Source organism: Arthrobacter sp. LjRoot14 (assembly GCF_964253905.1).
GTDB lineage: Bacteria > Actinomycetota > Actinomycetes > Actinomycetales > Micrococcaceae > Arthrobacter.
Genome location: NZ_CAXURL020000001.1, coordinates 3,426,874 through 3,441,053, shown reverse-complemented (window position 1 = coordinate 3,441,053; position 14,180 = coordinate 3,426,874). Strand labels below are relative to the sequence as shown.

Sequence of the window (14,180 nt, the reverse complement as noted above, 5' to 3'; positions counted from 1 at the left end):
GGATTCGACGAGATCTACTCTATGCTGTTCAGCGGATCGTTCAGCGTGACGGTCAGGAATGTGACCGTGTCCCGGTCGGCAGGCCCTGGCAGCCGCGAAGAAGGTCCGAAATGAGGCTGGTTCGACGTAAGCGCAGTTGTTGCGTAGACTAGTTCTCCGGTGTTGAAAACACGATGATGGCCTGCGCCCCGTGAAGTCTGCGGGAAGTGTGGTGTGATTGGTTTTCGATCCATAGGGTAGTGGCGCAATTGGTAGCGCAGCGGTCTCCAAAACCGCAGGTTGCAGGTTCGAGTCCTGTCTGCCCTGCGCAAGCGGTTCCGGCGTTTAGCCGGAGCCAGCGCAGCAACCATGGTTCAGTTCAGAGCCGGGTATCCGACATTTGCGAGGATGAGTGAGGACCAGGTGACCGAAACGGCTGCAAGCAGCTCCAAGGGCCGCCCCGCCAAGAACGCCGCCAAGTCCGGCTTCTTCGCTCGCATCGCACTCTTCATCCGCCAGGTCATCGGCGAACTGAAGAAGGTCGTAGCACCCACCCGCAAGGAACTGATCAACTACACGCTCGTGGTGCTGGTGTTCGTGATCATCATGATGCTCATTGTTACCGTCCTGGACTTGGCTTTCGGGACCGGAGTGAGCTGGGTCTTCGGCGGAACAGGCCCCACGGACCGCTAAGGCGATCCGTCCGCAGACTGCGTGGAATGCTCCCGATAATCCGGAAGCGTTCACGGGGTGTGCGGAATTGAGCCATTTAAATAGGCATGTTAGGCAATGAGGAAGCAGGAGACCAAGTGTCTGAGCAGGAGCTCGAGGTAACTGAGACTGAGCTGGATGGGTCCACGGACAGCACAACAGACGCCGCGGCGGTAGCCGGGGAAGAGTCCGAGGTTGAGTCTGCTGCGCCCGATTCCATCGACGATTCCTCTGAGGCCGACGCTGACGCTGATGCTGACGACGCCGAACGCGACGAAGATGCTGACGCCGAAACGGGCGACGACGCTGAATCCGACGAAGATGAGGCCGACGCCCTCGCCGCAGCTGCCGCCAAGGCCGAGGTTGATCCGGCCGAGGAATTCAAGGCCAAGCTGCGCCGCCAGGAAGGCGACTGGTACGTCATCCACTCCTACGCAGGTTACGAAAACCGCGTGAAGGCCAACCTTGAAACCCGCATCCAGACCCTGGACATGGAAGATTACATCTTCGAAATCCAGGTTCCCATGGAAGAAGTCGTGGAGATCAAGAACGCCCAGCGCAAGGTCATCAACCGCGTGCGCATCCCTGGCTACGTGCTGGTCCGCATGGACCTGACGGATGCCTCGTGGGGTGCCGTCCGGCACACCCCGGGTGTCACCGGATTCGTGGGCAACGCCCACAACCCCGTGCCGCTCCGCCTCGACGAGGTCTTCTCCATGCTCGCCCCGGTCTTCGAAGAAGAGCAGGCCGAGAAGGGCAAGCCGGTCAAGCACGCCGCGGCTCCCGTGGACGTCGACTTCGAAGTTGGCGAGTCCGTCATCGTCAAGGAAGGTCCGTTCGAGACCCTCCCCGCGACGATCTCCGAGATCAAGGTCGATTCCCAGACCCTCGTGGTGCTGGTCTCCATCTTCGAACGCGAGACCCCGGTCACCCTGGCATTCAACCAGGTCACCAAGATCTAGTAACACCCACAGAATTCGCTCCGGGGCTGCCCGCTTAGCAGCCACGAAGCGGCCGGCCGCCTCGCCATGGCGGCCACCAACCTGAGGCACGCTCCTGTGTCCCAGGACGTAATTGAGAGAAGGACCCTACATTGGCTCCCAAGAAGAAGGTCACCGGCCTCATCAAGCTGCAGATCCAGGCAGGTGCCGCCAACCCGGCCCCGCCGATCGGTCCTGCGCTTGGCCAGCACGGTGTCAACATCATGGAATTCTGCAAGGCGTACAACGCTGCGACGGAAGCCCAGCGCGGCAACGTTATTCCTGTTGAAATCACGGTCTACGAAGACCGCTCGTTCACGTTCATCACCAAGACCCCGCCGGCTGCAGAGCTCATCAAAAAGGCTGCAGGCGTCGCCAAGGGTTCAGCTACCCCGCACACCGTCAAGGTCGCCAAGCTGACCCAGGCCCAGGTCAACGAGATCGCCTCCACCAAGATGGAAGACCTCAACGCCACCAGCCTCGAAGGCGCAGCGAAGATCATCGCCGGCACCGCCCGCTCCATGGGTATCACCGTCGAGGGTTAATTCCCCACCGCTGATGCGGCTCGCGTATTCGGGCAACCGATCACGACGCCGGACGGCACCGCCGGGAGACCGGCACCACTGAATCATTGAAATGTTGGAGATCCAGCCCGATCATCCAACTGTGGCAGGGCCCAGCGCGGTCCGCAGACCACAACTGCACAAGGAGAATAAGCAGCATGGCAAAGCGCAGCAAAGCATATGAGGCAGCCGCCGCCAAGATCGACGCGGAGAAGTTCTACGCGCCGTTCGAGGCAGTGACGCTGGCCAAGGACACCAACCCGTCCAAGTTCGACGCCACCGTTGAGGTCGCTTTCCGCCTGGGTGTAGACCCGCGTAAGGCTGACCAGATGGTCCGCGGTACCGTTAACCTGCCCCACGGCACCGGTAAGGTTGCCCGCGTCCTCGTCTTCGCAACGGGCGACAAGGCAGAAGCAGCAATCGCTGCCGGCGCCGACTTCGTTGGTTCCGATGACCTGATCGAAAAGATCGCAGCAGGCTGGACCGACTTCGACGCAGCCGTCGCCACCCCTGACCTCATGGGCAAGGTTGGCCGCCTCGGTAAGGTCCTGGGTCCCCGTAACCTGATGCCGAACCCGAAGACCGGCACCGTGACTCCCGACGTCACCAAGGCTGTCAACGACATCAAGGGCGGCAAGATCGACTTCCGCGTCGACAAGCACTCGAACCTGCACTTCATCATCGGCAAGGTTTCGTTCGACGCCATCAAGCTGGCCGAGAACTACGCAGCCGCACTGGAAGAGGTCCTTCGCCTGAAGCCCTCCGCTTCCAAGGGCCGCTACATCCAGAAGGCCACCGTGGCTACCACGTTCGGCCCGGGCATCTCGGTTGACCCCAACGTCACCAAGGTCCTGACCGAGGTCTAATCCTCGCCGGTTCCGCCAGAAAGACCGTCCCGCAGCTGCGGGACGGTCTTTCTGCGTTTGCGCCCTTTCGCTTGCCGGAGTCCGCGGGGTATGTCGGCGAATGGCAGAGGAAGCTGTGAACGGAGCCGGTCATTACGTGGAATGCCAGCGCAAACCGGCATATGCTGGCGATAATTATTCGCTTGGATTCAAGCCCGCCGGCTTTGAAGGTGAGTGGCAGAAACGACTGGAATGACGCCCTCTATGGTTGAAGACGTACGGATCGAACAACTCTGGATTCCCGATTCCCTCGACGGGCCCGACAGCGCCGACTTCCTGGCCGCCGTCGAAGTTGGCCGGAAGGTGCGGATGCAAACGTGGGGGAGTGACGACCTCGCCTACACGCCGTTTGAGAAGCTCCTGGAACTTGCCGATCCCTACGAGCGCCAGGTCATCCTGGTGGCCAAGGTGCAGGGCCAGATTGTGGGCACGGTGGACATCGCCCTGCCACTCGCCGACAACCTTGACCTCGCGGAATTCACACTGGACATTCTGCCGGAATTCCAGCGCCAGGGAGTGGGGCGTCAGTTGCTGGAAGCGGCGGAGCAGTTTGCCCGGGCCGAAGGCCGGAGCATGATCCTGATCGATACCAACCATCCCGGCGTTTCATTGAGCAGCTCCGTGGACGACCAGCTTGTCCCCGGCTCCGGGCTTGGCTTTGTTCCGATGGGAAGCCGGGAAGTGGAGTTCGCCCGGAAGACCGGCTACACCCTGCAGCACATCGAGCAGTTCAGCTCCTGCCTGCTGCCGCTGGACACCAAGCTGGTCGCGGAGCTGTCCGACGAAGCCGAGCAGGCCAATGCGGGCCGCTACCGCTTGCATCACTGGACGGACAGGTGCCCGGACGTCTGGCTCGAGGGCGTGGCCGCCCTGGAGAACCAGGCCGGTGAAGACACCGAACCGTCCGCTCGGACTGAAGAGCAGATGGTGTTCGACGGCGCCATGATCCGGAAGGCGGAAGACGCCACCATCGCGCAGGGACGGCGGACGGTGGTCACCGCCGTCGAACATATCGCCACCGGCATGCTGGTGGGGCTGACCACCATCAGCGTCCTGTCCCAAAGGCAGGACGTCGTGTTCCAGGACGACACCGTGGTGATGCAGGAACACCGGGGCAACAAGCTGGGCCTCCTGATCAAGGTGGCGAACATGGTGCGCCTCACCGAGCAGTTCCCCGACGCCAGGGTCATCTACACCTGGAATGCCCCGGAAAACAGATATCTGCTCAAAGTGAACCAGCAGCTGGGCTTCAATACCGCAGGCGTTACGGGGATATGGCAGAAGGACCTCCCGGACCTGGGGCCAAGCAGCAGCTGAACGGCGCCGATTTGGAGTACGGGCCGCGTTGCCCGTAAGCTTGAAGGACCAAAGACCGTCGGTTGTTGGAAATCCACTCTCCTGGGCATCGCTCAATTCTGCAGTTGTGTGCGGGAGAGCCAGTGGATTTCCGGACGAAGGACCCTGAACATAGGGCGGCCAGCGCAGGTGAACGAAGTAAAGCTCCACAGTCATGGACCGTGTCGAGCCAAGCCCCGTGCATCTGCCCGGGGCGTTTTTAGTTTTAGCTCACCTGAGCGGGGACCCGGAACACCGGCACTATCCCCGGAAGGAGGGTTATGGCAACGCCTACCAAGGTTTCAGCAGTAGCTGAGATCACTAACGATTTCAAGGAATCGAACGCCGCTGTCCTGACCGAATACCGTGGGCTCACCGTTGCACAGCTCAAGCAGCTGCGCGTTTCTCTCGGCCAGGACACCAAGTTCGCGGTCGTCAAGAACACCCTGACCGCAATTGCAGCCAAGGAAGCTGGTGTCGAAGCATTCGACGGTCAGCTCGCCGGCCCCACTGCAATCGCGTTCATCAAGGGTGACGCAGTTGCAGCTGCCAAGAGCCTGACGGATTTTGCCAAGACCAACAAGCAGCTGGTTATCAAGACCGGTTACTTCGAGGGCAAGGCACTGAACGCCAGCGAAGTTGCTGCCCTGGCAGCACTCGAGTCCCGCGAGCTGCAGCTCGCCAAGGTTGCAGGCATCCTCAAGGCTCCTGCTGCCGCTGCTGCACGCATCATCGACGCCCTGCGCCTCAAGCTTGAAGAAGAGAACGGTGCACCGGCAGCTGCCGAAGCGCCCGCCGCTGAAGAAGCCCCGGCAGCAGAAGCAGCAGAGACCGAAGCTCCGGCCGAAGCCGCAGCCACCGAAGAGAACTAACTCTCTTTCAAACCAGACTCCGGTGTGAAGGCAACGGCCCAGGCCGCCAAGCACCACCTATAGGAAGGACGCCACACCATGGCGAAGCTCACCAACGAAGAGCTCATTGAAGCTTTCAAGGAACTGACCATCATCGAGCTCTCCGAGTTCGTCAAGCTCTTCGAAGAGACCTTCGAAGTTACCGCTGCTGCCGTTGCCGTTGCCGGCCCGGCTGCCGCTGCTGAAGAAGCTGAAGAGAAGACCGACTTCGACGTCGTCCTCGAAGCTGCTGGCGACAAGAAGATCGCAGTGATCAAGGAAGTTCGCGCCATCACTTCCCTGGGCCTCAAGGAAGCCAAGGACCTGGTTGACAGCGCTCCGAAGGCCGTCCTCGAAGGCGCCACCAAGGAAGCTGCCGAGAAGGCAAAGGAGCAGCTCGAAGCTGCCGGCGCCACCGTTACCCTCAAGTAACACTTCGAGCTCCGGGAAGCGTTCAGCTTTCCTTTCTGCTCCGGGAAACCCCGTCCACTCCGGTGGGCGGGGTTTCCTGCATCCGGGACCTGCACCAACAGCGGGTGAAGTTCCGAAAAAAGATTGTGGACTCTCCTTTTCATGGTCTTCAGGCAGCCCTAGACTTTGGAATTGTGCCTACCGGCCACCTACGTCAAGGAGTTCACACGATGACCGATCCGACCTCTCCGCCCTCCCGCCGCGCCATGCTCACGGCCGCCCTCGTCGGCGGGACCGCCGCCGCAGCCACCCTGGCCGGAGCCCCCGGCGCACAGGCCCTGCCGGCGCTCCAGCCCGGAGGAAAGAAGCAGTTCACCCTGACAGTGCTCGGCACGACCGACCTGCATAACAACGTCTTCAACTGGGACTACTTCAAGGACACGGCCTACGCGGACGCGGCGGGCAACAAGATCGGCATCGCCCAGGCGGCCACGCTGATCAAGGCAATGCGGGCCGAACGGGGGGCACAAGGCACGCTGACCATCGACGCGGGCGACACCATCCAGGGAACGCCGCTGGCCTACTACTTTGCCAAAATCCGCCCCATCTCCGTGTCGGTCACGCACCCCATGGCCCTCGCCATGAACGCAGTGGGCTACGACGCCGTGGGTCTTGGCAACCACGAGTTCAATTACGGCATCCCGCTGCTTCGCACCTGGGAGAAGCAACTCGACTTCCCGCTCCTCGGTGCCAACGTCCACGACGCCGTGACCGGGGAGCGGGCCTTCACCCCGTATGTGCTCAAGCGCGTTAAGACGGACAACGGCTGGCTGACGGTGGGACTGGTCGGCTTCGTGACACCCGGTTGCGCACTCTGGGACCGCGACAACGTCCAGGGAAAACTGGACTTCAACGGAATTGTTGAAGAAGCCAGGATCGTCATCCCGCAAATGAAGGCCGCCGGAGCCGACGTCGTGATCGTCTCCAGCCATTCAGGCGCGACGCCGGGATCCTCCTACGGCGACGCCCTTCCGTTCCCTGAAAACGCCTCCACCCAGTTGGCGGAGGAAGTGCCGGGGATCGATGCCATCCTGGTGGGCCACGCCCACGTGGAGATCCCGGAACGATTCGTCCGTAACAGGGCCACCGGCAAGCAGGTGCTCCTCACCGAGCCGCTGAAGTGGGGCATGCGGGTTGCCGTGATGGACCTTCAGTTGGCCAAGGAGAAGGGGCAGTGGAGCGTCACTTCAGCCTCGTCCCACCTGCTGGACGCCAAGACCGTAGAGGCGGATCCCGCCGTCGTCCGCGCCGTTCAGGCCGGGCACGACGCTACGGTGGCGTACGTGAACGAGGTGATTGGAACGTCCACGGCCCCGCTCAGCACGGCCACCGCCTGCTGGGAGGACTCCGCGGCCATCGACGCCATCAACTACGTCCAGGCCAGCACCATCAAGGCCGAACTGGCCGGCGGCACTGCGGCCGGCCTTCCGGTGCTGTCCATCGCCGCGGCGTTTTCGCGCGCCGTGGACGTCAAAGCCGGGCCCCTGACCATCCGTGATGTCGCGGGGCTCTACATCTTTGACAACACGCTGCTGTCCATCAAGGTCACCGGTGCCCAGGTGAAGGCCTACCTCGAATGGTCAGCGCAGTACTTCAAGCCGGTCAGTTCCGCCACGGCCCGCGCGGCCGACGTCACCAACGCCGGCACCGCTATGGCGCCGAACGGAACCCCGGACTACAACTACGACGTCGTCTACGGCCTTGATGCGCCGCTGACCTACGACATCGACCTGGCGCGGCCCGTTGGCGGGCGTATCGTCAACCTCAGCTACGGGGGAGAGGCGCTGCGTGCGGACCAGGAATTCGCCATGGCCATCAACAACTACCGCCAGAGCGGCGGCGGGAATTTCCCGGCAGTCAAGACGGCGCCCGTCCTGTCCAACAGCCAGCAGGAGATCCGGCAGCGGATCATTGACTACGTTGTTGACAACGGCACCCTTGATGCAGCCCTGTTCAGCCGGAATGACTGGCGGCTTGTGGTCAACGGCCAGCCGCTGACGGTCACACCCTAGACGTGGCTGCCGGGCGGTGCCGGGACCTGGACGGCGTCGCTGATGTCCGCGACCACGGCGTCCAGCGCCGCGGTCAGGGCATCGGCGTCCACGAAGGCACTGTAGCCGTGCTGCCCGGCACCCATGGAAATCCGCCGCCCTGTGATGGCCGCGTCCGCGTAGACCGGCCACGGCGTGGTGCTGCCCAGCGGGGTGATCGTACCGCGCTCGTAACCGGTGGCCTCGAGCGCGACGTCGGCCGGCGGCAGGGAAAGCTTGTTGACACCCAGCAGGCTGCGGAGCTTCGGCCAGGAAATCTGGCGGTCTCCCGGCACCAGGGCAAACAGGAAGCTGCCGTCCTTGTGCTTGACCACCAGGGACTTCACAATGTCCGACGGCTGGATGCCCAGGATCCGGGCCGCCTCTTGGAGGCTGTTCGCGGCGAGCCGCTCCACGAGCTGGACCTCCAGCCCGCGGGCGGCGGCATCGGCAAGGAACCGCTCCCTGCCGGTGCCGCCGGCTCCGGTCGTGCCGCCGGTGGCGTTGTCGGCGTTGCCAGCCACAGTCGTCAGTCCCGGTAGAGGAGGAGGGCTTCGCCCTGCCCGCCGCCGCCGCACAGGGAAACAGCGGCCTTGCCGGAGCCGCGGCGTTTCAGTTCGTGTGCGGCATGTCCGGCCAGACGGGCGCCCGAGGCCCCGATGGGGTGCCCGAGGGCGATGGCGCCGCCGTGGATGTTGCACTTCTCCAGCGGGTACTGGAGGTCCTTGAGCGACTGGACGGCAACCGAACCGAAGGCCTCGTTGATCTCAATGAAGTCGAGGTCCGCGGTGGTCCATCCGGCACGGTCCAGGGCGCTCTTGATTGCATTGGAGGGCTGCGAGTGCAGCGAATTATCCGGGCCTGCTACCTGGCCCGGCTTGCCCACCACCGCAAGATAGTCAAGGCCGTTGTCCTCCGCGAACTTCCGGGTGGTCAACACCAGGGCGGCAGCGCCGTCGGACAGGGGAGAGGAGTTGCCCGCCGTGATGGTGCCGTCGCTGACGAACGCCGCACGGAGCCCGGCCAGCGACTCGATCGACGTGTTCGGGCGCACGCCCTCGTCTGTGGCCACCACCACCGGATCCCCCTTCCGCTGTTTGACGCTGATCGGGGCGATCTCGTCGTCGAAAACTCCGTTCTTCGCGGCCAGGGCAGCGCGCTGGTGGGACTGGGCCGCCACGTTGTCCTGCGAGGTCCGGTCGATGCCCAGGACCAGGTTCTTGCTTTCCGTGGACAGCCCCATGGACTGTCCGTCGAAGGCATCGGTCAGGCCGTCATGCGCGGCCACGTCCAGCGCCTGGACAGTCCCGTACGTCCAACCCTGGCGGGAACCCGGCAGGATGTGCGGCGCCCGGGACATGGATTCCTGGCCGCCGGCGACGACGACGGCGGCATCACCGCTACGGATCATGCGGGCGGCGTCGATCACGGCTGTGAGGCCGGAAAGGCACACTTTGTTGATGGTGACCATGGGGACGTTCCAGCCGATGCCGGCGCCGATGGCGCTCTGCCGCGCCGGGTTCTGGCCCGCTCCCGCCTGCAGCACCTGGCCCATGATGACCGCATCCACCTGGTCCGCGGCAACGCCGCTCGCGGCGAGGGCCGCCTTGATGGCATGCGCCCCGAGCTCCACCGCCGTGAAGCCGGTCAACTGTCCGTTGAGGCGGCCCTGCGGCGTGCGGGCCGCAGCGAGGATGACAACATCGTTGTTGTCTGGGGAGTTGCTCATGGTTATCTCTTCCGATCTGTGACGATGTAGGCCAAGGCTATCGTGAGCCGAATCACCTATCCATTCAAACGCATGCGCGGCAGGCTCCATTCCGCCGCCTTGATGGGTAGGCCTGCCCATCAAGCGAATGTGCGGCGCCGGTCAGGGCTGAGTAGGGTGGATGGCGGATACGCCCGTCCCGGGAAGACGTTGTGGGGAAACAGGAGCTCAAATGAAGAAGATACTTGCAGTCGCGGCCATCGCAGGCCTGGCCGGACTCACGGCCTGCAGCGTTTCCACTCCCGCGCCCGACAGCACGACGTCGACGGCGGCCCCTGCCACCTCTTCTTCCGCGCCGTCCCCGGCGTCCCCGTCGCGGTCTTCCGACAGTTCCGACGCCGGAAGTGCGGGCGTGAAGGAAGCCTGCGAGAAGTTCAACACCCTCTACGCCGAGTACAAGGCTGCGGGCGGCGACGCCAATGCCTACGAGGACATCTACCTCAAGGCCGAGGACGCCAAAGCTGCCGTCTCCGGAGATCTCGAGGGCCTTTTTGCTGCACTGAGCCTCATCGCCATCGACCATTCAGCAGCTGGCGGGAACGGCGAGCCGGAGCAGGCTTCCAAGGACGCGGTCCGCGATGCGGTGTTCGCCAACGCCGGCGCCTGCACCGCCGAAGGCGTGACCCTCACGCTGTAGCGGTCCGCCTGCGGCGGCCCGCCCGTGGCGGTCCGCAGACCAACTAGGTGCCCGCGGCAACAGTGCTTGCAATAAGCGGGGAAGTGGGGTAGACACGTACGCTGTTTTGCCGTATCGTAGATATTTGCGTCTTCCCTGTTTACCTTCAGCCTTCATATAGCGGTGGGCTTTGCCTAGCAGCTGATCCATCAACGTGCCGTCAAAGACGTGTCACACCATGGGCAGCCTGGGTCCCGGGTCATATAGCGGAACCGGACTGGTAGCGCTGCGGAGTCATTCTGCAGGGCTTGCAACGGGGGAGATCTGAAAACGCCTGAAGGTCTGTGGAAGGATCCCTCTTGGTCGCCTCGAGCACCTCTAATGTAAACAACGCTACCGCTATCAATGCCGACAGCACCGATGGTGCCACTCGCCGGCTCTCATTCGCAAAGATTCACGAACCTCTTGACGTTCCGAATCTGCTTGCCCTGCAAACGGACAGCTTCGACTGGCTGGTCGGAAACGAACGCTGGCAGGCACGCGTTGCGAAGGCCGTCGAAGAAGGCGACCTCAGCGTCGCCACTAGCTCCGGTCTGTCTGACATCTTCGAAGAGATCTCCCCGATCGAGGATTTCCAGGGCACCATGTCCCTGAGCTTCTCCGATCCGGAGTTCGCTGATCCCAAATACACCATGGCCGAGTGCAAGGACCGGGATGCTACGTACTCGGCTCCGCTGTACGTTAAAGCCGAGTTCATGAACAACAACACGGGCGAAATCAAGCAGCAGACCGTGTTCATGGGTGACTTCCCGCTGATGACCGAGAAGGGCACCTTCGTAGTCAACGGCACCGAGCGCGTCGTTGTCTCCCAGCTGGTCCGTTCCCCGGGCGCCTACTTCGAGCGCACCGCTGACAAGACCAGCGACAAGGATATCTTCACTGCCAAGATCATCCCGTCCCGCGGTGCCTGGTTCGAGCTCGAGATCGACAAGCGCGACCAGGTCGGCGTCCGCCTTGACCGCAAGCGCAAGCAGTCCGTCACCGTGCTGCTGAAGGCCCTCGGCTGGACCGAAGGCCAGATCCTCGAAGAGTTCGGCCAGTACGACTCCATGCGCGCAACGCTGGAGAAGGACGCCACCGAAACCCGCGAAGACGCCTTGCTGGACATCTACCGGAAGCTGCGACCGGGCGAGCCGCCCACCGTCGAGGCTGCCCAGTCCCTGCTGGACAACCTGTACTTCAACTCCAAGCGCTACGATCTGGCCAAGGTCGGCCGTTACAAGATCAACCGCAAGCTTGGCATCGACCGCTCCCTTGGCGACAAGGAAGCTTCGGTCCTGCACGTCGAAGACATCGTTGCAATGATCAAGTTCCTGGTTGCACTGCACGCCGGCGAGAAGACCCTCACCGGCAAGCGCGACGGCCAGGACCACGAGCTGCGCGTCGAAATCGATGACATCGACCACTTCGGCAACCGCCGCATCCGCGCCGTCGGCGAGCTCATCGAGAACCAGGTCCGCACCGGCCTGTCCCGTATGGAGCGCGTCGTCCGCGAGCGTATGACCACGCAGGACGTCGAAGCCATCACGCCGCAGACGCTGATCAACATCCGCCCCGTCGTGGCAGCCATCAAGGAGTTCTTCGGAACCTCCCAGCTGTCCCAGTTCATGGACCAGAACAACCCGCTGTCGGGTCTGACCCACAAGCGCCGCCTGTCGGCGCTTGGCCCGGGTGGTCTGTCCCGTGACCGTGCAGGCATGGAAGTCCGAGACGTTCACCCGTCCCACTACGGACGTATGTGCCCCATTGAAACCCCTGAAGGCCCGAACATTGGTCTGATCGGTTCGCTGGCATCCTACGGCCGCATCAACCCCTTCGGTTTCATCGAGACCCCGTACCGCCTCGTATCCGAGGGCGTCGTCTCCGATGAGGTCCAGTACCTCACGGCCGACGACGAAGCAGAGGTCCTGATTGCCCAGGCCAACGCTCCGCTGGACGAGAACAAGAAGTTCGCCGAAGAGACCGTCCTGGTCCGCGCCCGTGGTGGTGGAGGCGAGCCCGTGCTGGTCCCCGCCGCCGACGTCGAGTTCATGGACGTTTCCCCGCGCCAGATGGTGTCCGTGGCTACGGCCCTGATTCCGTTCCTCGAGCATGACGATGCAAACCGCGCACTCATGGGTGCCAACATGCAGCGCCAGGCCGTGCCGCTGGTCCGTTCCGAGGCACCGTTCGTCGGTACCGGCATGGAGCGCGCCGCTGCAGTCGACGCCGGTGACGTCGTCATCGCGAAGAAGGCCGGTGTGGTCACCGAGGTGTCCGCTGAACTCGTCATCATGCTCAACGACGACGGCACGGAAACCAACTACCGCATCAACAAGTTCGCGCGTTCCAACCAGGGCAACTGCTACAACCACCGTGTCCTGGTGAGCGAAGGCCAGCGCCTGGAGGTCGGCGGCATCATCGCTGACGGCCCGGCAACGGACCAGGGTGAACTTGCGCTCGGTAAGAACCTGCTCGTGGCATTCATGTCATGGGAAGGCCACAACTTCGAGGACGCCATCATCCTCTCGCAGCGCATTGTTGCCGAGGACGTTCTTTCCTCCATCCACATCGAGGAGCACGAGATTGATGCCCGCGACACCAAGCTTGGTGCCGAGGAAATCACCCGTGACATCCCCAACGTGTCCGAGGAAGTCCTGGCAGGCCTGGACGAGCGCGGCATCATCCACATCGGTGCCGAGGTTGAAGCCGGCGACATCCTGGTCGGAAAGGTCACCCCGAAGGGTGAAACCGAACTGACCCCGGAAGAGCGCCTGCTGCGCGCCATCTTCGGTGAGAAGTCCCGCGAAGTGCGCGACACGTCCCTGAAGGTTCCGCACGGCGAGTCCGGCACCGTCATCGGCGTCCGCGTCTTCGACCGCGACAACGACGACGAGCTGCCTCCGGGCGTCAACCAGCTGGTCCGCGTGTACGTGGCCGCCAAGCGCAAGATCACCGACGGCGACAAGCTCGCCGGCCGTCACGGCAACAAGGGTGTTATCTCTAAGATCCTTCCGATCGAGGACATGCCCTTCCTTGCCGACGGCACCCCCGTTGATATCGTCCTGAACCCGCTGGGTGTTCCGGGCCGTATGAACGTCGGCCAGGTGCTCGAAACGCACCTCGGCTGGGTTGCCAAGACCGGTTGGAAGATCGAAGGCGAGCCCGAGTGGGTCAAGCAGCTGCCGAACCTGCCGCGCGAGAGTGGCCAGACCACCGTTGCAACGCCGGTCTTCGACGGTGCTCGTGAAGAAGAAATCACGGGCCTGCTCGACTCCACCAACGTGACCCGCGACGGCGACCGCCTGATCAACTCTTCGGGCAAGACCCGCCTGTTCGACGGCCGCTCAGGCGAGCCGTTCCCGGATCCGATCTCGGTCGGCTACATGTACATCCTGAAGCTCCACCACCTGGTGGACGACAAGATCCACGCGCGCTCCACCGGCCCGTACTCCATGATCACGCAGCAGCCGCTGGGTGGTAAGGCACAGTTCGGTGGCCAGCGCTTCGGTGAAATGGAAGTGTGGGCGCTCGAAGCTTACGGCGCCGCTTACACGCTCCAGGAACTCCTCACGATCAAGTCGGATGACATCCATGGTCGTGTGAAGGTCTACGAAGCCATCGTCAAGGGCGAGAACATCCCGGAGCCGGGCGTTCCTGAGTCCTTCAAGGTCTTGATCAAGGAAATGCAGTCGCTGTGCCTGAACGTGGAAGTGCTTTCCACGGACGGAACCACAATTGAAATGCGTGACTCTGATGACGCAGTCTTCACGGCTGCGGAAGAACTGGGCATCGATCTGTCTCGTGCAGAGCCCAGTTCCGTAGAAGAGGTCTAAGAGGGGGTTTACCGGGAAAAGCAGCGCACCACCCGCGCTGTCTTTTCCCGGTAAACC

At 63.0% G+C, this 14,180-nt stretch carries 12 protein-coding genes, 1 tRNA gene and 1 pseudogene; 12 read left to right on the top strand and 2 right to left on the bottom strand.

The features are described 5' to 3' along the window. Positions 1-233: 233 nt before the first annotated feature. The 10 genes and pseudogenes from ACSQ12_RS15540 (at position 234) to ACSQ12_RS15495 (ending at position 7,846) form a co-directional block, all read left to right on the top strand. A tRNA-Trp gene (locus ACSQ12_RS15540) sits at positions 234-306 on the top strand. Positions 307-387: 81 nt separating this feature from the next. Beyond that, a complete protein-coding gene (gene secE, locus ACSQ12_RS15535) occupies positions 388-672 on the top strand; it encodes a preprotein translocase subunit SecE (protein WP_043430893.1) in 285 nt (94 codons plus the stop codon). Between the two features lie 116 nt (positions 673-788). Next, positions 789-1,652: a transcription termination/antitermination protein NusG gene (gene nusG, locus ACSQ12_RS15530; protein ID WP_436065969.1), complete on the top strand. Its 864-nt coding sequence runs from the start codon at positions 789-791 to the stop codon at positions 1,650-1,652. Between the two features lie 131 nt (positions 1,653-1,783). Then, on the top strand, positions 1,784-2,215 hold the full coding sequence (gene rplK / locus ACSQ12_RS15525) for a 50S ribosomal protein L11 (RefSeq protein ID WP_003803853.1): 432 nt from the start codon (positions 1,784-1,786) through the stop codon (positions 2,213-2,215). Between the two features lie 176 nt (positions 2,216-2,391). Then, positions 2,392-3,099 carry a 50S ribosomal protein L1 gene (gene rplA, locus ACSQ12_RS15520; protein ID WP_011692825.1) on the top strand — a complete coding sequence of 236 codons (708 nt, stop codon included), beginning with the start codon at positions 2,392-2,394 and terminating at the stop codon, positions 3,097-3,099. Between the two features lie 128 nt (positions 3,100-3,227). Beyond that, positions 3,228-3,334, top strand: a pseudogene (locus ACSQ12_RS15515) (GNAT family N-acetyltransferase); the annotation flags it as partial. Positions 3,335-3,342: 8 nt separating this feature from the next. Then, complete coding sequence (locus ACSQ12_RS15510; protein WP_436065968.1) at positions 3,343-4,455, top strand: GNAT family N-acetyltransferase; 1,113 nt, start codon at positions 3,343-3,345, stop codon at positions 4,453-4,455. 299 nt (positions 4,456-4,754) lie between these two features. Further along, the gene (gene rplJ, locus ACSQ12_RS15505) at positions 4,755-5,345 is read left to right on the top strand and encodes a 50S ribosomal protein L10 (protein WP_011692822.1); all 591 of its coding nucleotides are present in this window, start codon (positions 4,755-4,757) and stop codon (positions 5,343-5,345) included. A 78-nt stretch (positions 5,346-5,423) separates the two neighbouring features. Continuing rightward, positions 5,424-5,795 carry a 50S ribosomal protein L7/L12 gene (rplL, locus tag ACSQ12_RS15500; RefSeq protein WP_011692821.1) on the top strand — a complete coding sequence of 124 codons (372 nt, stop codon included), beginning with the start codon at positions 5,424-5,426 and terminating at the stop codon, positions 5,793-5,795. 209 nt (positions 5,796-6,004) lie between these two features. Further along, positions 6,005-7,846: a bifunctional metallophosphatase/5'-nucleotidase gene (locus tag ACSQ12_RS15495; protein ID WP_436065967.1), complete on the top strand. Its 1,842-nt coding sequence runs from the start codon at positions 6,005-6,007 to the stop codon at positions 7,844-7,846. Here the strand turns inward: ACSQ12_RS15495 and ACSQ12_RS15490 are convergent. Both ACSQ12_RS15490 and ACSQ12_RS15485 read right to left on the bottom strand, forming a co-directional pair. Next, positions 7,843-8,388 (bottom strand): aminoacyl-tRNA deacylase, encoded by a 546-nt coding sequence (locus tag ACSQ12_RS15490; RefSeq protein ID WP_436065966.1) that lies wholly within the window; start codon positions 8,386-8,388, stop codon positions 7,843-7,845. The two genes, ACSQ12_RS15495 and ACSQ12_RS15490, sit on opposite strands and share 4 nt — an antisense overlap. Positions 8,389-8,393: 5 nt before the next feature. After that, positions 8,394-9,593, bottom strand: a complete 1,200-nt coding sequence (locus tag ACSQ12_RS15485; RefSeq protein WP_436065965.1) for an acetyl-CoA C-acetyltransferase — start codon at positions 9,591-9,593, stop codon at positions 8,394-8,396. A 211-nt stretch (positions 9,594-9,804) separates the two neighbouring features. Here ACSQ12_RS15485 and ACSQ12_RS15480 point away from each other — a divergent pair, with 211 nt between their 5' ends. Together ACSQ12_RS15480 and rpoB are read left to right on the top strand one after the other, a co-directional pair. Further along, a complete protein-coding gene (locus ACSQ12_RS15480) occupies positions 9,805-10,269 on the top strand; it encodes a hypothetical protein (RefSeq protein WP_436065964.1) in 465 nt (154 codons plus the stop codon). A gap of 338 nt (positions 10,270-10,607) precedes the next feature. Continuing rightward, positions 10,608-14,123, top strand: coding sequence for a DNA-directed RNA polymerase subunit beta (gene rpoB, locus ACSQ12_RS15475; RefSeq protein ID WP_209743095.1), 3,516 nt, complete (start codon positions 10,608-10,610; stop codon positions 14,121-14,123). The last annotated feature ends 57 nt before the right edge of the window (positions 14,124-14,180 follow it).